The following is an 18913-nucleotide window of genomic DNA, read 5'->3' as shown; positions in this document are numbered from 1 at the left end:
CCTCGGGATCCGACAGAAATGCAACTCGGTTACCTTTTTTACTTGGTCAGCACAGGTCGAGCCTCGCGCGGTCCGTACGAACGACAATCAGTACGGCAGGCCCTCCGCCAGCTCCCGGAACGCCTCCCGCGTCGCCGTCACCGCCCCCGGCAGCACCGTGTCGACCGGCTCCCCCGCCGTGATGCGCCGGATGTTGTCGTCCGCCAGGACCCGGAGCACCACCACGATCTGCGCCGCCGCGAGCCGCGCCCGCAACGGAACCCCGGCCGGACCCCCGGCCGCCCCTTCAAGTGGGTCCGCCCCTCCGAGCCCTTCGAGCGCGGCGGCGAGCACCCCCTCCGAACGCGCCTGGAACGCCTGCATCCGCGCCACCAGCGACGGCGTCCCGTACAGCAGCCGCAGGAACGCCAGCACCTGCGGCGCGTCGTTCAGCCCGGTCACCGGGTCGCGCCGCTCCAGGCCCGCGAGGACGTGGTCGCGCAGGGCCGTGAGCGGCGGCACCCCGGCCGCCCGGGCGGCGGCCACCACCCGGGCCGGCTCGCCCTCGTGATCGGCGAACCGGTGCAGGACCAGGTCCTCCTTCGCCGGGAAGTAGCGAAACAGCGTCGGCTTCGACACCTCGGCCGCCGCCGCGACCTCCGCGACCGACACCGCGTCGAACCCCTTCTCCAGGAAGAGCGCGATCGCCACCTCCGAGAGCGTCTGCCGCGTCCGCTCCTTCTTCCGCTCCCGCAGTCCGCTCATCTCCCGGAACCCTCCACCTGTCGCCACCACCGTCGTCTTCCGCCGATCAGAAGACGTCCATGCTCCACGGTCGGCGCGAGGTCCGCAGCAGCAGGTCCGCCCGCGCCGCCGCGCCGTCCGTCGCCTCCTCGATCCGGCCGAGCGCCGCGAGCCGCACCGCGGACTCGTCGCCGAGCGCCAGCGTGGCCAGCTCCGCCACGTCCAGGACCAGGTCGGGGACCGACGACACCGGCGTACACGTCCCGCCCTGCGGGGAGGCGTCGAGCCGGAAGCGTCCGCCCGCGAACCCGGCCGCGTCCTTCACGTCCAGGACCAGCGTGCCCTCGGTCGCGTACGTACGCGGCTCGAAGACCTTCGGCACGTCCAGGACGCGCAGCCACAGCATGTCGGCGTGGGTGAGGACACGCGCGGCGCGCGGGTCGGGGAGCAGCAGCGGCACAAGGTCGTCGGGGGCGCGGTAGCCGGTACGGACCTGGGTGATCCAGTCGATCGAGCAGACGTACCGCCACAGGGCGCGCTCGGCGGCCGGGGTGACGGCGACCAGATCACGCACGCGCAGGGTGTTGTGCGGCTGCTTGCCTTCGTTCCACTTGCCGTCGGCGAGGTACGCGACGTAGCCCTCGGCCTCGCCGGAGTCGCCGCGGTAGACGGCGTAAAAGGGCTCGGTCCACGGCTCCACCGGATAGGCGTTGCCGGTGCCCATGTCCCAGCCGCGCTGGGTACGGCCGGTGATTCCGGCGCGGCTCGCGGCGAGCCGGCGGTGCAGCGCGGGGCCCTCCTTGCGGATCTGGGCGCCGTCGGCCAGCTCGATCCGGCCGCCGCCCTCCTCGGCGGTGGGGCCGGACCACCGGCGGTCGAAACCGGCACGGGCGACGTCGATCGTCCACTCGGTGAGCCAGCTCGCCGGACCGAAGCCGAACCGGCCGTAGATCGGGTACTCGGCCGCGACCAGCGTCGCGCACGCGTCGCCGCGCTCCTTCGCCGCCGCCAGGTCGCCGGCCAGCATCCGGCTCAGCAGGCCGCGCCGGCGGTGGGTCGGGGAGACGGTGACACCGCTGACCGCGTTCGCGGCGAGGTCGGCGCCGCCGACCGTGCTCAGCGTCTGGTCGAAGGAACGGTACGTGGCGACCATCCGGCCCTGGTCGAAGGCGGCGAACACGCGGGACAGGTCGTGGTGCGGGAGCCGGTCGGCGACCTCTTCCTCGGACACCACCGGCTGGACGAGGAAACCGACCCTTCTGACCCGCAGCCATTCGGGGAACTCGGACTCGTCGACAGCACGCACTTCAAGGCTCATCGCCCAAGGCTAGAAAACCGCGCCCGCCGCCCGCACTCCGGTTTCGGCGGCGGGTGGCGCCCCTGGTGTGCCACCGTGGCTCCCGCGCCGCGACCCGGGTCGTCACCCGGGTCGCAACCCAGGCCGTAACTCGGGCCGTAACTCGGGCCGTGCCAGGGGCTCTTGCGTCACAGCCTCACGGCCTCACAACCGCGCAACCTCACGGCCTCACGGCCTCACGCCAGCAGGTCGTCGACCTGCGCCTCGCCCTCCCGGTAGCGGCGGGCGATCTCCCCGCCGCAGTCGTCGGCGGTCCGCTGAAGCTGGTGCCGGCGCCGCGACACCTGCTGCTCGCAGCCCGCGAGCCGGGCCATCGCGGTGTGCAGTTCCTCGTCCGTACGGGCCGACAGGTCCGACAGCTCGACCTCCGACAACGTCTCGGCCGCCAGCCGCCGGTACTCCTCGCCGCGCGGCGTCGACAGGGTCACGTGCCGCGCCGAACGAGCCGCCACCCCCGGCCCGAGCGGGGTGTCCGCCAGGATCTCGGAGAGCCGGTCGACCACCGGGGTCTCGGGGGCGCAGCGCCGGGCCAGTTCGGCCCGCAGGATGTCGATCCGGCCCTGGAGCATCCGCCGTACGTAGCTCAGATCGGCCTCGTCGCGCTGCGCGTCACGGCGCAGCGCCCGCAGCTCGGGCAGCCGCAGCGTGCCGAGGTCCGAGCGCGGCTGACCGGAAGGCTGATCGGAGGGACCGGGCAGACCTGGCAGGCCGGGCGGGCCCGGCAGCTCGGCCAGGCCCGGCAGATCGGGCTCGGCGGTCCGCTGTACGGGTGGCCGCGCGACGGCGCCGGCCGTCCTCCCGTCCGTGGTGACCCCACCGGCGGCGACTCCACCGGCGGTGGCCCCATCGGCTGTCAGTCCACCTGTGGTGACTCCACCGGCTGTCATTCCACCGGTCGTCGTTCCACCGGTCGTGGCGCCGCGGGTACGGGCCAGCGGTACGGAACCGGACGGCGTGGGCCCGTTGCCAGATGCACTCATGAGAATCGTCCCCTCGACCGGTGCGGGCGAAAACGCACCGTCTGACAGGCATGGTGCCACTGGAGCACCGGCCGACGCAGGCGGTCTGCACCCGTTCGGCCCTGCCGGTGTCGGCCGGGCGACGGGTCGGTAGGTTGGTCCGTATGCGAGCGGTGGTGCAGAGAGTCGACGGCGCGAGTGTCGTCGTCGCAGGGGAGACCGTCGGCGAGATCGCCGGCGAGGGGCTGTGCGTGCTGGTCGGGGTGACCCACGACGACACGCCGGAGAAGGCCGCGCAATTGGCCAGAAAGCTCTGGTCCGTACGGGTGCTGGACGACGAGAAATCCTGCTCCGACGTCAACGCTCCGCTGTTGGTCATCTCCCAGTTCACCCTCTACGGCGACGCCCGCAAGGGCCGCCGTCCCACCTGGAACGCCGCCGCCCCCGGCCCGGTCGCCGAGCCCCTCGTCGACGAGGTCGTCGCCCAGCTGCGCGATCTGGGCGCTCGTGTGGAGACCGGCCGCTTCGGCGCGGACATGCGCGTATCCCTCACCAACCAGGGCCCGTTCACGGTGCTGCTGGAGGTGTAGCCGCCGGCCGCTCCTCACTCCCCCGGGCGAGACGGCTCCCCCGGGCGAGAGCGAAGAGTGCCGTGACCGGCGCCCGCGAACGAGGACTTCCGCCGCGTGCTGTCCGAAGCGTTCACACCGTGCCCCGCCCTTCCTCCGTGATGCCTTCGCCGAGCAGAGCGTCCGCCCTCCCCCGCCCCGGCGGAAGGATCTCTTCCCCTCTCGCGCCCACGGCAGACACGCGACCGCTTCGTAAAGTCCCGCGTCCCGGCTCCGGGCGGCAGGCGGTGGGCGGTGGGTCGGCGGGCTTCACTCGTACGGCGGAGCCCGCGCTGCCGCTGTCCGGCGGCGGCCCGGTTGCCGGGGCGAGGGGCCTCCTGAAGATGGGAGGCAGAGGTCCGGGGGATCGACGGGCGAGCCCAGAGGAGAATGCCGTGAGACAGAAGGTACTGCTGACCGTGGCGGCGGCGGGCGGTGTCGCCGCCGTGCTGACGCTCGGGGCGTGCGGGAATTCGAACCCGGCCCCCGCCACGAGCCCCTCGCCCACCGCGACCGCCACGGCGACCGCGACCGGTGGGGTGCCGCTGTATCCCGGCGCCACCGAGACCCGTCACACCGGCTCGACCACCCTGCTGAGCACCAACGACTCGGTGAAGCAGGTCGGCACCTTCTACGCGGACGCGCTGAGCCGGGACGGCTGGAAGACCGTCTCCAAGTACGTGGGCGACTTCAGCGCCAACATCGTGGCCCGGCGCGGGCACGACGGGGTGACCGTGCAGGTCAACCCGATGGGCTCGCACACCTCGATCTCGATCTCGACGTACCCGACCGGCTGACCCCGGCCGGCCCGGGCGTCCCACGCGGACCCTGGCCGGTCCGAGCCGAGCCGGCCTGGCCGCCTCGGCCGGCCCGGCCCCACCCGCCTACGGCTCGACGATCGTCTCCTGCGCCGCGGCCGTCGTCCCGACGATCAGCTCGGCGTCCACCGGCACGTTGCGCTTCACCAGCGCCAGTGCGATGGGGCCCAGCTCGTGGTGGCGCGCCGAGGTCGTGACGAAGCCCAGCCGGCGGCCCTCGGGGCCGTCCGCCGCGAGGCGGATCGGGTCGCCGTGGGCGGGGAGGTGGACCTCGCTGCCGTCCAGGTGCAGGAAGACCAGGCGGCGCGGCGGCTTGCCCAGGTTGTGCACCCGGGCGACCGTCTCCTGGCCCCGGTAGCAGCCCTTCTGGAGGTGGACGGCGCTGCCGATCAGGCCGATCTCGTGCGGGATGGTCCGGTGGTCGGTCTCGAAGCCGAGCCGCGGCCGGTGGGCCTCCACCCGCAGCGCCTCGTACGCGAGGATGCCGGCGGCCGGGCCGTGGGCCGCCGCGAAGTCCGTCAGGTCCGCGCGCGGCAGGAACAGATCGCGGCCGTGTGCCGTCTCCCGTACGACCACGCCCTCGGGCACGGCGGTGATCGAGCCGGCCGGGAGGTGGACGACGGCGAAGTCGTCGGTACGGTCGGCGACCTCGACCCGGTAGAAGAACTTCATCGACTCCAGGTACGCGACGAGCGCCTCGCGCGTCCCGGGCTCCACATGCGCCCACACCGTCTCGCCGTCGTCGACGAGGTACAGGGCGTGCTCGATGTGCCCGTTCGCGGAGAGGATCAGCGCGTCGGCGGCCTGGCCCGCCGGGAGTTCGCTGACGTGCTGGGTGAGCAGCAGGTGCAGCCAGCTCAGCCGGTCGTCGCCGGTGACGGTGACGACCCCGTGGTGCGACAGATCGACGAAACCGGCGCCGTCGGCGAGGGTCCGCTGCTCGCGGAACAGGTCGCCGTAGTGCGCGGCGACACCTTCGTCGCGGCCTTCGGCGGGAACGGCGCCGGGCAGGGACAGCAGAGGGCTCTTCGTGGACATGGGAAAAGCCTACGACGACGAGCGACGGGAAACCGGAGGCCCTGGGCCCGGCGGCTTGCGGCTTGCGGCTTGCGGCTTGCGGCTTGCGGCCTATCGGTCCGGCGGCCCGGGGCTCAGCCCGCGGACTGGCCGGTCTGCGGCTCGGCCGGCCGCTCAGCGGCGTCGGCCGCCCGCTTCGCGCAGTCCCGGCACTGGCCGAAGATCGCGAAGTGCTTCATGTCGGTCTCGAAGCCGAAGGTCTCCCGGAGCTTCCCGGTGAACTCGGCGGCGACCTCCACGTCCGCCTCGATGACCCCCGAGCAGTCCCGGCAGACCAGGTGCAGATGGTGGTGCCGGTCGGCGAGGTGGTACGTGGGCGCCCCGTGCCCCAGATGGGCGTGGCTGACGAGGCCCAGCTCCTCCAGCAGCTCCAGCGTCCGGTAGACGGTGGAGATGTTGACGCCGGAGGCCGTCTTGCGGACCTCGCAGAGGATGTCGTCGGGCGTCGCGTGTTCGAGCGCGTCGACGGCCTCCAGGACAAGCTGGCGCTGAGGCGTCAGGCGGTAGCCGCGCTGCCGAAGGTCGCTCTTCCAGTCGATGCTCACCACGCCCCCAGTGTAGGAGGGCGTGGTGGGCGTCGAACCGCTGTGTGAGCAGGGTGACCTGAAGAGGGCCCGCGCGGGAGGATCCGCGCGGGAAAGGCCTCCTCGGCCGGCTCGGACCCGACCGGCTCGGACTCGGCCTACTTGAAGAAGGCGATGCCGTCGTCCGGCATGTCCGGAAGGTTGCGGGCCATCTCGGCCACCTCCTCCGGGGTGACGACCTTCTTCAGGTGCGCCGACATGTACGGGCGCAGCGGGACCTCGGGGGTGGCCTTCTCGCCGACCCACATCAGGTCGCCCTTGACGTAGCCGTACAGACGCTTGCCACCGCTGTACGGGCCGGAGGCGGCGGTACGCGCGACGGCGTCGGTCGCGATGTCGATCTGCGGCTTCTGGTCGGCCAGCTCGCCGTACCAGACCTCGACGATGCCCTGGTCGCGGACCATGACGATCTCGACCTTGCGGTCCTTGTCGATGCGCCAGTAGCCGCTCTCGCTCTCCAGCGGGCGGATCTGGTTGCCGTCGGCGTCCAGGACCCAGGAGTGCGAGTGGTACTCGAGGAAGTCCCGACCGTCGTGGCTGAAGGTCACGGACTGGCCGAAGTTGCACTTCTCGGCGCCGGGGAAGTCGGACACACCCGCGCCCTCCCACGTACCCAGCAGGAACGCGAGGGGGACGAGGTCCGGGTTGAGGTCGGACGGGATCTCGATCATGGGCGGCTCAGGCGATCTGTGTCTGGTCTGGGCGGGGACGGGGTCGGTCGCGGACGGTCACGGGCGCGGCGGGCGCGCCCATGGGTCAGCGCTGGCCCTGGTACAGCTTCTTCACGGCCAGGAAGGCGAAGCCGGCAACCGCGACGCAGACGAGCGCGAGCAGCGTTTCGAAGAAGACGATCACTTGGTGCTCCTCGATGAGCGTGAAGGCAGTAGGGGCCGGCCCCCAGCTTAGTCGGCGGGGGGCCGGCCCTCTCGATGAGGTGGGTCGGGTACGGGATAAGTCCGGGATCGCCCCGGGGCGGGGTCCGGGGCCGCCCCCGGATCGGGTCGGGGACGGGTCCGGGATCGGAACCGCCCCTGACCGCCCTGGCCGCCCCTGACCGCCCCTGACCGCCCCTGACCGCCCTTCCGGGTCCCCGTACGGGATCCCGGAGGGGTGCTCAGCCCAGGAGCTGGTTCTGCAGGGCCACCGTCTGCCGGAACGGGACGGTCGCGGCGCCGCCCTTCTGGGACTGCACGACCAGACCGAGCGTGTCACCGGCCTGGATGTAGGCCCAGCGGACCTGCTCGGCGCCGTACGGCTCCTCCTCGGCGAGCGCGTAGAGCGCCGTGCCCGGGACCCGGATGTGGGCGGAGATCGAATAGCGCTCGACGGAATCGGCGCCCACCAGCGGCACCGTGCGGTCCGAGCCGGCGTCCAGCACGTTGTCCTTGAACGACTCCGAGAAGCCCACGGACTTGAAGCGCAGCAGGTAGACGGCGCTCTTCGTGCCGTCCGGCATGGTCCAGGAGCGGACCGCGACATGCCGCAGCGCGGAGTCCTCGATCGCCTGGCGCAGGTCGTCCCGCTTGCTCTTCTCGTAGAGGGCCACGTAGTCGTCGACGCTCACCCAGTCGCCGTCCCGCTTCGGATCGACGCGCGCGCCGGCCGGCGCGGGCAGCAGCAGCGCGCGCAGGTCCGCGTGGTGGATCTCGCCGAAGTTGTCGGAGGTGAACGGGCGCGGGGAGCCCGCCGGAAGCTGCGGCAGGGTCAGCTTCGGGTAGTCCCAGCGGCCGTCGCTCTCGGTCGCCAGACCGGGCACGTCGGTGCGTTCCATGGACGTGATCGCGGCGGCCGTCCCGGTCGCGAGCCCGCCGCACACGACGACGGCGGCGGTCCACCGCGCGACGGCCGCCAGGACCGGACGCGGCTTGCGGCTCTTGCCGTCGCCGGCCTCCGCCGGGGCCGGGGCGACCTCGGGGGTGGCCTCAGGGGTGGCCTCAGGGGCCTGGGGCTGCTGGGTCTCGCTCATATGTACTCCCCCGGGGACTTGAGGTGGTCCAGCTGCTGCTTGACCAGATCGGCGATCTCCGAACGGTCCAGCGGTCCGGCGCCCGTGGCGTCGACGGTCACGATGTACTCCCCCTCGTACGCGGAGCAGGTCATGCCGTCGATGGGCTCGATGTCCCGGTCCCGGTCCCGGTCCTTGTCCTTCTTCGACTTCGGCTTCATGAAGCAGGACGCGTTCTTGTGGCCCTCGATCTTCGGGCCCTTGCCCAGGTGCAGGAACGAGGCGAGATCACGCTGGACCGCGAGCGACTCACGGCCCACCCGCTGGTCCGTCACCCGCTGGACCTGCACATTCACCAGCCGGTCGGACTGGTCGGAGACGTACGAGCGGACAGCGACGCCCTTGATGCCGAGCTTCTCGATCCGCCGGTCGAACTCGCGGCGCTTGCTGCCCGCCAGCCCCTTGCCCGCTTCCTTCGCCAAGGCGATGGCGTCGTCGCCGGTCAGCTCGCTGTCGTTGCCGTACTGCCCGACGTCGGGGCCGAGCCGGTATCCCCCGGGCACGGGCAGCAGCATCTTGCTCAGCGGCGTCGAGGACCGGCCGCGCCGGGCCTCGGTGGCGGCCGGGTCCTTGCCCGCCTCCGGGAGATCCGCCCACTCGACCGTGGGCGCGTGCCGGTCGGCCCGCGCCACGGTGACTCCGGTGTACGTCGCGCCGCCGGCGACGCCGAGCACGAGCACGCCGCCGAGGACGTACGGGAAGACGCGACGCGGCTTGCGCGCGCCCGCAGGCGCTCCGGGCGCCGCCGTCGCGCCCGCCGTCTCGTCCGCCGTCGCGTTGACGGATCCGGCGGTGCCGTCGGCGGTGGCGACGGCGGTGGGCTCGGGCGTCACGGAGATGGGCTTCTCAGGGTTCTCGGCGTTCACAGGCGCTCCAACTGCCGCTCGGCCAGCGAGGCGATCTCCTTCTGGCCGACCTTCTTGGTGTCCGACACGAAGATCTCGACCATCACGTCGCCTCGGTGGAACACCGCGTAGGCCGTGTAGTAGTCGAGAAAGCCGGCCTCGCGGTCCACGGGCAGCAGATACGTCCGGCCCTCGGGGCTCCCCTTGATCAGGCCGACCTCGCTGCCGCTCTCCGCGCCCTGGTAGGAGCGCTGGTCCTCGGCGTGCGCGGCGGCAGGCTCTCCGCTGCCGCTCCGGAACTGGATCAGGTTGATCTCGGTGATCTTGCCCTTGCCGTTGCTCCAGGTGGTGGCGACGACACGACGGATGTCGTCCTCCAGCAGGTAGGTGAGGGCCCCGCCCGGATTCCGGTAGTTGCCCGCGTACGAGGCGATGCTCAGCCGGCCGTCCTTGACGAAGAACGGCGCCTTCTTCGCGCCCTTCGGCTTCGGCAGCAGCAGGTCGCGCAGATCGCCCTCGGTCTTCAGGCCGCGGTCCTCGGCCGCGGTCAGCGGCTTCGGCTCCTTCCCCTTCGGGAGCGGCTTGGCCGGGTAGGCGAGAGACGGCTGGTTGAGCGCCGGGAGCGCGGTCGGAGGGCGCTGGGCCTGGACGCCGTAACCCACCGCCGTACCGGCGACGATGCCGAGCACGGCGGCGACACCGAGCAGGGCGACGGTACGGCCGCCACGGCGGCGCGGCGCCGGGACGGGCTCCGCGGCCTCCGGAGACTCCGAAACCGTGTCGGTCTTCGTCTCGGCCTGCGCCCCGGGCGCCACCGCGGACGCCGGGTCCGCCGATGGCGTCGGATCCGGCTCGGACGGAGGTCCGCTCTCGATCGGTTCCGTCACTTCCGTGGTTGTCACGACAGTCCCCCCATGAGACGTGAAGCACGAATTCCGTTATCCGTGCACCCCGCTGACTGGTGAGGGGCGCATAAGGTTGCCTCACTTCGCATTACAGTTCGGCATATGGCGAAGAAGCTCGTGATCAAGGTGACCGCCGGGGCCGACTCCCCCGAACGCTGCTCCCAGGCCTTCACGGTGGCCGCCGTCGCCGTCGCCAGCGGCGTCGAGGTCTCGCTGTGGCTGACCGGGGAGTCCTCGTGGTTCGCGCTGCCCGGGCGCGCCGCGGAGTTCGAACTCCCCCACGCCGCACCGCTGCCGGACCTGCTCGACTCGATCCTGGCGGCGGGCCGCGTCACGCTGTGCACGCAGTGCGCGACCCGCCGCGAGATCACCGAGGACGACGTCCTCGACGGCGTCCGTATCGCGGGCGCCCAGGTCTTCGTCCAGGAGGCGATGGCCGACGAGACGCAGGCGCTCGTCTACTAGACGCGGACTGGGCGCGGACTAGGCGCGTTCGGCAGAACCGCCGGGCGTGAATGTCGGGGCCGTCGCGACGGCGGACAGGACGACCGGAGCCGCGGCGAGGGCGAACAGCGCCGGCAGAGGCATATGCCCAATCAGCAGTCCGGCGGCGGCCGTCGACCCCGACGAACCGGCGTTGAACGCGGTGTTGACCCACGCGCCCGCCTTCGTGCGGGCGCCCGGACCGGCGGACTCGTCGGCGATCAGATAGGCCGTCGTGAGGGCGGGGGCCACGAACAGCCCGCCCAGCGCCGCCCCGGCGACGAGCGCATAGGGATGCGGCGCGAGACCGGTCGCGGCCACGACGAGCCCGAGCGCGACCGCGAGCGCCGCCAGTCGGCGGCCGATCGGGGCACGCCACGAGACCGCGCCGTACGCGAGCCCGCCGACCGCGCTGCCCGCGGAGAGCGCGGCCATGATCCAGGGGATCGTGGAAGGGGCGTCGTGCTCCTCGGCGAACGCGATCACCAGAAGGTCCAGCGCCCCGAGCCCGATCCCCAGACCGGCGGTGACGGCGATCGCCTGCCGCAACCCCCTCCCGCCGCCCAGCGGACTGAACAGACCTGCCAGACCTGACAGTCCGAGCCGGCTGGACCGGCTGGACCGGCGACCCAGCCGACCAGACGCCGCAGACGCCGCAGACGCGGAAGTTTTTGGCACCCCGCCGGCGACCGGATACTCCCGGACCGCCGGAGACGCGACCAATGAGAGCGCCCCCACCAGGACGAGGACGGCGCTCACCCCCAGTCCCACCGACGGCACGGTGACCCTCATCAGGACGCCCACCAGCAACGGCCCGGTGACGAAGAGGAGTTCCTCGGCCACCCCGTCCAGGCTGTACGCGCGCTGGAGCAGCGGCCGGTCGGACAGCAGCGTGCTCCACAGCGTCCTCATCACCGGCCCCAAGGGCGGCGTGGTGGCACCGGCGGCACTGGCCAGGACGGCCAGCAGGAGGCCCGGCGCGCCGGGCCACGCGGTCGCGAAGGCCAAGGCGGTGAGCAGCACCGCGTATACGCAGGCCATGGGCGCCAGCACCCGGCGCGGCCCGTGACGGTCGATCAGGCCGGCGCGCGCCGGGGAGAGCAGGACACTGGTCAGTCCGAAGACGGCCATGACGGTGCCCGCCACGGCGTAGGAGCCGGTGGCCGCTTTGACGGCCAGGACCAGGGAGAGCGGGGCCACCCCGTAGGAGAGACGGCCGAGGAGCGCGGCGGCGAAGGTACGGAGGGCATGGGGAGTGCGCAGCACGGCCGCGTACGACGGTGCCACTGAGGGCGAAGACATGAGTCTGTTCCTTGGAAGGGCGCGCCGGCCGCGGAACGGCGGCGCGCACGCGTGCGGGGTCGACGAAGGACCGCACCCTCAGGGGGCGCGGTGGAGCCGACTCCTACGCACGGGAAAGGAACATGCGGGCGAAGCTAGCAGAGCGGGGGCCGGGACGCAGCCCCCGTACTCCCCGTACGGGTCTACTCCTCCCGGTCCTCCCCCGGATCACGGTCCCGACCCCGACCCTGATCCCCACCCTCACCCCGGCCGGGGCGCGTCCTGCCGTCGAGCTCGTCCCACCACTCGTCGGACTGCTTGTCGCCGGTCGGGTCGTCCCACCAGCGGTCCTCCGGGCCGCGCCGGTTCGCGACCATGGCGGCGACCGGCGGGATGACCATGGCGACCACGCACATGGCCACGGCCGCCGGGACGGAGAAGAGCCGCACGACTGCCCAGGCGCCCACGAAGAGGGCCAGGCAGACGCCCATCATCCAGAAATAGACGCGCCGACGCCGTACGTACACACCTTCAGCGTACGACCGGACATGCCGGAGGGCCGTGCCACGTTCTGGTCGGCGTCCAACCCCCAGAGGCACGGCCCTCCGGCCGTTCACAGTCCGTGACGTCACCGCGGTGAGGTCACGGGTCCACCCGTCGGCGCGGGCGTCAGACCGCGATGGCGACCTCGGCCAGACCGCCCTGCTGGGCGACGACGGTGCGGTCGGCGGTGCCGCCCGGAACCAGGGCGCGGACGGTCCACGTGCCCTCGGCCGCGTAGAAGCGGAACTGACCGGTGGCGGAGGTCGGGACCTCGGCCGTGAACTCGCCGGTCGCGTCCAGGAGGCGGACGTAACCGGTGACGGGCTGGCCGTCCTTGGTCACGTAACCCTGAATCGTGGTCTCACCGGGCTTGATCGTCGAGGCGTCGGGGCCGCCGGGCTGTGCTCCGCACATGTCGGGAATTCCTTACGGTCGAGAGGGGAGGGAGAAGGGAGGGCGGGGGCGGTGCCGGCGCCGGCCGGGTGACAGGGCCAAATCGGAACCGGAACCCGGGGCTACTTGCCGGAGCCCAGCTCGATCGGCACGCCCACGAGGGAGCCGTACTCGGTCCACGAGCCGTCGTAGTTCTTGACGTTCTCGACACCGAGCAGCTCGTGCAGGACGAACCAGGTGAGCGCGGAGCGCTCGCCGATACGGCAGTAGGCGATGGTGTCCGTCGCGAGATCCACGCCCTCGGCGGCGTAGAGGGCGGTCAGCTCCTCGTCCGACTTGAAGGTGCCGTCGTCGTTGGCGTTCTTCGACCACGGGATGTTCTTCGCGCCGGGCACGTGGCCCGGGCGCTGCGACTGCTCCTGCGGGAGGTGCGCCGGGGCGAGCAGCTTGCCGGAGAACTCGTCGGGCGACCGTACGTCGACCAGGTTCTGGCTGCCGATCGCGGCCACGACGTCGTCGCGGAAGGCGCGCAGCGAGAGGTCCTGCGGCCGCGCCTTGTAGTCGGTGGCCGGACGGCTGGGGACCTCGGAGCCGTCGGCCAGGTCGCGGGCGTCCAGCTCCCACTTCTTGCGGCCGCCGTCGAGCAGCCGGACGTCCTGGTGGCCGTACAGCTTGAAGTACCAGAACGCGTAGGAGGCGAACCAGTTGTTGTTGCCGCCGTAGAGGACGACGGTCGTGTCGTTGGCGATCCCCTTGGCCGAGAGGAGCTTCTCGAAGCCCTCCTGGTCGACGAAGTCGCGGCGCACCGGGTCCTGGAGATCCTTGGTCCAGTCGATGCGGAGGGCGTTCCTGATGTGGTTCTTGTCGTAGACCGACGTGTCCTCGTCCACCTCGACGAGGGCGACCTGGGGGTTGTCGAGGTTGGCCTCGACCCAGTCGGCGTCGACCAGGACGTCGTTGCGAGCCATGCTGTTCTCCTCCGGGGCAGTGTGCGGCGGTGTGGTGCTGGTGGTGCGCGGCGGTGCGGATACGCGTCGGGAGTGCGTCCATGCGTACGTTCGACGGCGTAGGCGTACGACTGCGCGAAGTGGCCCCGGCATCGACGGGGATGGGGCCTCGGGGAACGCGGGGGAAGACCCTCCCGCTCAGATGGATCGACAGAGCATGGCGGCGACGCGGCACAGGTCTACTGCCCGCCGCTTCGTGAGTTCCGCCTGTCGCTCCATGCCCCGATCGTAGGGACGGCGTCCGGCCGTGTCACCGGCGTGTCGCATTTCGAGACGCGAAAATCCGCTATGTGGGACGGACAAAGGGTGCGGACCCTCTCCGGACCGGCGGCCGACCGCCTTCAGGGCCCGTCGTTCTGCGGATCGGATGAACTCGTCTCATCATGCGGACAATGGGTGTCCGAAAGCCCCTTGGGGCAGAGGCGGGGGCAGAACCAGGGGAGAACCAGGGCACGGCTCAGGGCCGGATCCGGGCCGTCATCAGGGTTCGGATCCGGGGAGGAAAACGGGACTCAGGGGGCAGGGCTCAGGGGCACTCAGGGCCCCCATGGGACGGGCCCCAGGGCCCCAGAGGCGCAGGACAGACCCGGGGCTCAGAACCCGGTCAGGGCGATGTCCTCGCCCGTCACCATCACCGCGAGGCCCTCGGGCCGGGGCTCGACCTTCGTCACCCGCATGCCCTTCGGCAGGCCCTCGACCCGCCGGTCGAAGTCGGTACGGGCCCGGACCAGCTCCTCCAGCCCCGGCATGCCCTCCCCCGGCACCGAGTCGGCCCGGACCCGGATGGTGTCCCCGCCGACCAGGGTCACCGTGGACGTCACGGTGCGGGTGATCGTCCGGCCGAGGACCCGTACCCCGCCCGTCACCTTCAGCTTGTTCTCGCCGCCGTACCGCACCGTGGCCTTCTCGCCCGAGGCGTCGACCAGGTCCTCGTACCGGATCAGGGCCGTGCCGTCGGCCGTACGGACCCGATCGATGCTGTAGTCGCCGTCCAGGGTGACATCGCGCAGCGCGACGGTCAGCTCACCGACGCGCACCGACTGGCCGCCCCCGGCGGACGCCTTGAGCCCGGTCAGCTTCAGGTCGACCTCGTCGAAGCGCCGGCCGGCGATCTGGGTCAGGAACGGGAAGCCCTTGATGTCGACCTCCGCCGACTCCGGCCGTGCGCTCGCCGCGGCCCGCACCCGGTCGGCGGCCTCCGACTCCACGTACCCGACCGCCAGCCGGTCCACGCCGACGAAGATCCCGCCGAGCACGACCGCCAGGATCAGCAGCACCCGTAGTGCCCGCATCGTTCGCCCCCACCATCCAAAGAGAAAACCGGCCCCCCGACACAAGATCGACGTGTCGGAGGGCCGGTCGGTTCCCCGGCGGACCGTCCGGCAGTGCGCCGGACGGTCCGCCCCGGGGTTACGCGAAGACGCGTCCCAGCAGGTAGACGGCGGGCACGGCGGCGGTGAGCGGAAGCGCGACCCCGGCTGTCATATGCACGAACCGCGACGGGTAGTCGTAGCTGGCCGTCCGCAGTCCGATCAGCGCGCACACCCCGGCCCCCAGGCCGATCAGCGCGCCGGGGACCGTGTCCAGGCCGGTGAACGAACCGCCCGCCAGGCCGCCGCCCGCCGCCGCGAGCAGCGCCACGACCACGGAGACCGGGCCGGGCAGCGGGAGCGCGCGGACGAGGACGCCGGCGGCGACCGCGAGGGCGCCGACGACCACCGCGTCCGGCTCGGCACCCAGGTAGCCGGTGGCCAGGACCGCGAGGGCGGCGGCCGCGACCGTCGCCATCAGGCCGTACATCCGCTCGTCCGGGTCGGCGTGGCTGCGCAGCTGGAGCACCACCGTCAGCAGCACCCAGACGCCGAGCGTGCCCGTGATCGCGCCGGCCGCGTGCTCCCGGCCCGCGACGAGCAGCGCCGCGTCGGCCACGACACCGCCGAGGAAGGCGAGGGCGATGCCCTGCCGGGCCGGCCACATGCCGTTCAGCCGGAACCAGCCCGCGGCGGTGACCGCCTGGAGCAGGATCAGCGGCACGAGCAGCGCGTACGAGCCGAACGCGGCGCAGCCGGCCAGCAGGACGCCGAGCGCCGCGGTGATCGCGGCCGGGCGCGAGCCGGGCGGGATGATCGGCGACCGGCCCTCGGCGCGGGCGCGCTGGGCGTCGGTGATCCGGGTGTCGCCGGAGGTGGTGGGGCTGGAGTACGCGGGCCCGGCGTCGGGCGCGGCGACCTCGGCGGCTCCGGCGTGCGCGGGCGCGTGAGCCGGTGTTCCGTACGGCGCGGAGGCCTGAGCCTGGTCCGGGGCCTGCCCCTGCGCCTCGTACGGCGACGGGGCCGGCGGGTACGTCGCCTCCGGCGGCAGCGGAAGCCCGCCCGTCACCGGCTGGTGCTGGTGCTGGTGCTGGTGCTGGTGCTGGTGAGCCTGCGACTGCTGGGCGGCCGGCACCGGAGCCATGTACGCCGTCGCGGCCGCGTCGGGATCCTGTGAAGCCGTCACCGGCGCCATGTACGCCGTCGCCGCCAGGTCGGGAGCCTGCGGCTGTGGCTGCTGTGCGTACGGCTGGGGCTGCGGCTGGGACTGCTGCTGCTGCTGCTGCTGCGCGTACGGCTGCTCCACCACCGGCTGGTACTGGGTGTCCCAGGTCTGCCCCTCCCACGTCTGGGCGACCTCGGCGTCCCCGTAGGACCCCTGCGGGGCTTGCGGATACGCGGCCGGACCCTGATGCGGGCCGGGGGTCGGGCCCTGAGGCGCTTCCGGGTACCGCGGGTCGTACGGGTAGTGCTGATCGCTGCTCATGGTCTTTCGGTTCACCCTCCTGCGAACGGGGGGAGCACCTCGACCGTGCCGCCCTCGGCCAGCCGTACGGTCTCATGCGCGCGGGTCCCCACCGGGTCTCCGTCCACCAGGAACGAACACCTTAGGAGGACCCGCTCCAGTTCGCCGGGGTGCCGCTCGCGGGCGCCGGCCAGCGCCTCGGCGAGCGTGCCGGCCGTGTACGGCTCCTCGGCCACTTGGGCGGCGGCTTTCGCCGCGGCCCAGTAGCGGATGGTCCCCGCTGCCATGACGGCGCTCCCTTCGTTCGTCTGCGCGCCGCCCACCATCATGGGCTATGCCCGGACCAGCCAGGCCCCGAGGCGGTCCAGCAGGTCCTCGTCGGCCGCGTTCTCGGCATGGCCCATGCCGTGCTCCAGCCACAGTTCCGCCGTACCGCCCGACGCACCCGACCCGCCCGACATGCCGGCCGCCGCCATGAGGCTGCGCGGGTGGTCGAGCGGGAAGTACGGGTCGCGGTCGCCGTGCACGACGAGGAGCGGCGTCGGCGCGATCAGCGGCACCGCCTCGACCGGCGACATCGGCACCGGGTCCCACGCCTTGGTGTCGATCCGGGTGTGCAGCCCGTACCGGCCGACGAGCCGGCCGACCGGCCGGGTCACCACCCAGTGCACCCGGCGCATCGACGGCGTCCCCCGGTAGAACCAGCGCGCGGGCGCGCTGACTGCGGCCACCGCGTCCGTCCGCGCGTCCGTCCCGCGCTCCAGCGCGGCGTGCCGCAGCACGACCGAGCCGCCCATGGAGAAACCGACCGTCACCACGCGCGCGTGGCCGAGCCGGCGCGCCCAGCGGACGGCCGCGGCCAGGTCGAGCACCTCGCGGTCGCCGACGGTGCTGACCCCGCCGGAGCCGCCGTGGCCGCGGAAGGAGAAGGAGACCACCGGCGCGTGGGCACGCAGCGCCTGGACGGCGCGCCGCAGCGCGGGCCGGTCGGCCGATCCCGTGAACCCGTGCGCGACCACGATGGCGGTATCGGTGGCGGGATCGACGGCGGTATCGGTGACACTGGGAGGGGCCGCTTCGTAAACCGCCTCGATCCGGACACCGTCCTCGGTCCGCAGACCGGTCCGGAGCACACCACGCGGCGGCCCGGCGGGTGTGCGGCCGGAAGGTGTACGGGAAGTGAGCGAGGAAACATCCACCATGTGAAATCCGCCCTCTGCCTCGGAACTCATGTGGGCTATTGTGCTGGCGGAGGATCCGGGCATCGCAGCCCCCGGGTCCTTTTGTGTTTCCGGTCCTTTGTTACAGGCGGATGAACAAACGCTCTCGGGGCGCGAGAGCCATAGGCACCCCTACGTGAGCCACCCCACGGGTACCCCTGAGGGCACCCCCGCGGACCGGCCCCCGGACCCCTCCGGCGGGCCGCCCCGAGGGCCGTCCCCCAAGGGTCGCCCCCGAGCCACCCGCAGACGTCCTCGCACGGACCGAGGAGGAACCGACGTCATGGACGAGCGAACCCCCCACGAACGCCGCCGCCGCGCGGCGGCCCCGCCGACGCCTCCGCCGCCTTCCCCCGCGACCCGGGCGGACGGTGGTGCGCGATGAGTTCGCTGCTGCTCCTCACCAACGCCCTCCAGCCCTCCGCCGAGGTGCTGCCCGCCCTCGGGCTGCTGCTGCACACCGTGCGGGTGGCGCCCACCGAGGGCTCGGCCCTCCTGGAGACGCCCGGCGCCGACGTGATCCTCGTCGACGGACGGCGCGACCTGCCGCAGATCCGCTCGCTGTGCCAGCTGCTGCGTTCCACCGGCCCCGGCTGTCCGCTGATCCTCGTCGTGACGGAGGGCGGGCTCGCGGCCGTCACCGCCGACTGGGGCATCGACGACGTGCTGCTCGACACGGCGGGCCCCGCCGAGGTCGAGGCGCGGCTGCGGCTGGCCGTCGGCCGCCGGCAGCAGGGCACCGACGACTCGCCCATGGAGATCCGCAACGGCGATCTGTCGGTCGACGAGGCCACCTACAGCGCCCGGCTCAAGGGCCGGGTCCTGGATCTGACCTTCAAGGAGTTCGAGCTGCTCAAGTACCTGGCCCAGCACCCGGGCCGGGTCTTCACGCGCGCGCAGCTGCTCCAGGAGGTGTGGGGATACGACTACTTCGGCGGCACCCGCACGGTCGACGTGCACGTGCGGCGGCTGCGGGCGAAGCTCGGGCCCGAGCACGAGTCGCTGATCGGGACCGTCCGCAATGTCGGCTACCGCTTCGTCACGGTCGAGAAGGCCGAGAAGTCCGCTGACCGGGGCGCGCGGGGCCCGGAGGGCACACGGGACACCAGAGGCGGACGGGACGGCCGAGGCAGCCGGGACGGCCGGGACGCGCAGAGCACCCGGGACCTCAGCCCGGCGAAGAGCACCCGCGACCGCTGATCGCGGGGCGACCGCGAACCGCCGGAAAGACGCCGGGGCCCACCGGAGTACGCCACTGGAGTGCGCCACCGGAATGGGCCGCCGATCGCCGGGGCACGCCCGGATCCGGCGGGGATCCGGCGGGACACGT

Annotated in this window: 20 protein-coding genes and 1 pseudogene; 4 read left to right on the top strand and 17 right to left on the bottom strand. The window is 72.6% G+C overall.

Annotation, left to right across the window (positions count from 1 at the left end; all coding sequences use genetic code 11):
* Window positions 1-87: 87 nt before the first annotated feature.
* The 3 genes from ACGFRB_RS00300 to ACGFRB_RS00290 all read right to left on the bottom strand — a co-directional run bounded on the left by ACGFRB_RS00300 (window position 88) and on the right by ACGFRB_RS00290 (window position 2967).
* The gene (locus tag ACGFRB_RS00300) at window positions 88-744 is read right to left on the bottom strand and encodes a TetR/AcrR family transcriptional regulator (protein WP_393237010.1); all 657 of its coding nucleotides are present in this window, start codon (window positions 742-744) and stop codon (window positions 88-90) included.
* A gap of 46 nt (window positions 745-790) precedes the next feature.
* A complete protein-coding gene (locus ACGFRB_RS00295; protein WP_393237007.1) occupies window positions 791-2041 on the bottom strand; it encodes a GNAT family N-acetyltransferase in 1251 nt (416 codons plus the stop codon).
* A 215-nt stretch (window positions 2042-2256) separates the two neighbouring features.
* A complete protein-coding gene (locus ACGFRB_RS00290; RefSeq protein WP_393237004.1) occupies window positions 2257-2967 on the bottom strand; it encodes an ABC transporter substrate-binding protein in 711 nt (236 codons plus the stop codon).
* Window positions 2968-3203: 236 nt separating this feature from the next.
* Here ACGFRB_RS00290 and dtd point away from each other — a divergent pair, with 236 nt between their 5' ends.
* Both dtd and ACGFRB_RS00280 read left to right on the top strand, forming a co-directional pair.
* Window positions 3204-3629 carry a D-aminoacyl-tRNA deacylase gene (gene dtd, locus ACGFRB_RS00285; RefSeq protein WP_393237001.1) on the top strand — a complete coding sequence of 142 codons (426 nt, stop codon included), beginning with the start codon at window positions 3204-3206 and terminating at the stop codon, window positions 3627-3629.
* A 413-nt stretch (window positions 3630-4042) separates the two neighbouring features.
* Window positions 4043-4444: a hypothetical protein gene (locus tag ACGFRB_RS00280; RefSeq protein WP_363001914.1), complete on the top strand. Its 402-nt coding sequence runs from the start codon at window positions 4043-4045 to the stop codon at window positions 4442-4444.
* Between the two features lie 87 nt (window positions 4445-4531).
* Here ACGFRB_RS00280 and ACGFRB_RS00275 read toward each other — a convergent pair whose 3' ends face one another.
* The 6 genes from ACGFRB_RS00275 to ACGFRB_RS00250 form a co-directional block, all read right to left on the bottom strand.
* Window positions 4532-5503, bottom strand: coding sequence for a YgfZ/GcvT domain-containing protein (locus ACGFRB_RS00275; protein ID WP_393236998.1), 972 nt, complete (start codon window positions 5501-5503; stop codon window positions 4532-4534).
* A 113-nt stretch (window positions 5504-5616) separates the two neighbouring features.
* Window positions 5617-6090, bottom strand: coding sequence for a transcriptional repressor (locus ACGFRB_RS00270; protein WP_363001910.1), 474 nt, complete (start codon window positions 6088-6090; stop codon window positions 5617-5619).
* 134 nt (window positions 6091-6224) lie between these two features.
* Window positions 6225-6797, bottom strand: coding sequence for an FABP family protein (locus ACGFRB_RS00265; RefSeq protein ID WP_363001908.1), 573 nt, complete (start codon window positions 6795-6797; stop codon window positions 6225-6227).
* 443 nt (window positions 6798-7240) lie between these two features.
* On the bottom strand, window positions 7241-8092 hold the full coding sequence (locus ACGFRB_RS00260; RefSeq protein ID WP_393236994.1) for a hypothetical protein: 852 nt from the start codon (window positions 8090-8092) through the stop codon (window positions 7241-7243).
* Complete coding sequence (locus tag ACGFRB_RS00255; protein WP_393236991.1) at window positions 8089-8997, bottom strand: hypothetical protein; 909 nt, start codon at window positions 8995-8997, stop codon at window positions 8089-8091. Before ACGFRB_RS00255 ends, ACGFRB_RS00260 begins: the two co-directional genes overlap by 4 nt.
* Window positions 8994-9878 (bottom strand): hypothetical protein, encoded by an 885-nt coding sequence (locus ACGFRB_RS00250; RefSeq protein WP_393236988.1) that lies wholly within the window; start codon window positions 9876-9878, stop codon window positions 8994-8996. Before ACGFRB_RS00250 ends, ACGFRB_RS00255 begins: the two co-directional genes overlap by 4 nt.
* A gap of 105 nt (window positions 9879-9983) precedes the next feature.
* Here ACGFRB_RS00250 and ACGFRB_RS00245 point away from each other — a divergent pair, with 105 nt between their 5' ends.
* Window positions 9984-10346 (top strand): DsrE family protein, encoded by a 363-nt coding sequence (locus ACGFRB_RS00245; protein ID WP_361231878.1) that lies wholly within the window; start codon window positions 9984-9986, stop codon window positions 10344-10346.
* An 18-nt stretch (window positions 10347-10364) separates the two neighbouring features.
* On the opposite strand, the gene ACGFRB_RS00240 is transcribed toward ACGFRB_RS00245, so the two are convergent.
* From ACGFRB_RS00240 to ACGFRB_RS00205, 8 genes and pseudogenes are all read right to left on the bottom strand, one after another.
* Complete coding sequence (locus ACGFRB_RS00240) at window positions 10365-11666, bottom strand: MFS transporter (protein WP_393236984.1); 1302 nt, start codon at window positions 11664-11666, stop codon at window positions 10365-10367.
* A gap of 254 nt (window positions 11667-11920) precedes the next feature.
* Window positions 11921-12172: pseudogene (locus ACGFRB_RS00235) on the bottom strand (DUF3099 domain-containing protein); the annotation flags it as partial.
* Between the two features lie 142 nt (window positions 12173-12314).
* Window positions 12315-12602 (bottom strand): DUF1416 domain-containing protein, encoded by a 288-nt coding sequence (locus ACGFRB_RS00230; RefSeq protein ID WP_363001898.1) that lies wholly within the window; start codon window positions 12600-12602, stop codon window positions 12315-12317.
* 101 nt (window positions 12603-12703) lie between these two features.
* Window positions 12704-13549 carry a sulfurtransferase gene (locus ACGFRB_RS00225; RefSeq protein ID WP_363001896.1) on the bottom strand — a complete coding sequence of 282 codons (846 nt, stop codon included), beginning with the start codon at window positions 13547-13549 and terminating at the stop codon, window positions 12704-12706.
* A gap of 632 nt (window positions 13550-14181) precedes the next feature.
* Window positions 14182-14880, bottom strand: coding sequence for a DUF2993 domain-containing protein (locus ACGFRB_RS00220; RefSeq protein ID WP_363001894.1), 699 nt, complete (start codon window positions 14878-14880; stop codon window positions 14182-14184).
* A gap of 118 nt (window positions 14881-14998) precedes the next feature.
* On the bottom strand, window positions 14999-16384 hold the full coding sequence (locus tag ACGFRB_RS00215) for a hypothetical protein (RefSeq protein WP_393236979.1): 1386 nt from the start codon (window positions 16382-16384) through the stop codon (window positions 14999-15001).
* Between the two features lie 11 nt (window positions 16385-16395).
* The gene (locus tag ACGFRB_RS00210; protein WP_393236976.1) at window positions 16396-16650 is read right to left on the bottom strand and encodes a MoaD/ThiS family protein; all 255 of its coding nucleotides are present in this window, start codon (window positions 16648-16650) and stop codon (window positions 16396-16398) included.
* Window positions 16651-16695: 45 nt separating this feature from the next.
* A complete protein-coding gene (locus ACGFRB_RS00205; RefSeq protein WP_393236973.1) occupies window positions 16696-17595 on the bottom strand; it encodes an alpha/beta hydrolase family protein in 900 nt (299 codons plus the stop codon).
* Window positions 17596-17964: 369 nt separating this feature from the next.
* On the opposite strand from ACGFRB_RS00205, the gene ACGFRB_RS00200 reads away from it, so the two are divergent.
* Window positions 17965-18783 carry a response regulator transcription factor gene (locus ACGFRB_RS00200; protein ID WP_393236970.1) on the top strand — a complete coding sequence of 273 codons (819 nt, stop codon included), beginning with the start codon at window positions 17965-17967 and terminating at the stop codon, window positions 18781-18783.
* The last annotated feature ends 130 nt before the right edge of the window (window positions 18784-18913 follow it).

It is taken from the genome of Streptomyces sp. NPDC048718 (assembly GCF_043198875.1).
Lineage (GTDB): Bacteria > Actinomycetota > Actinomycetes > Streptomycetales > Streptomycetaceae > Streptomyces.
The sequence above is the reverse complement of the archived record's forward strand: the minus strand, read 5'-3'. Positions and strand labels throughout refer to the sequence as shown.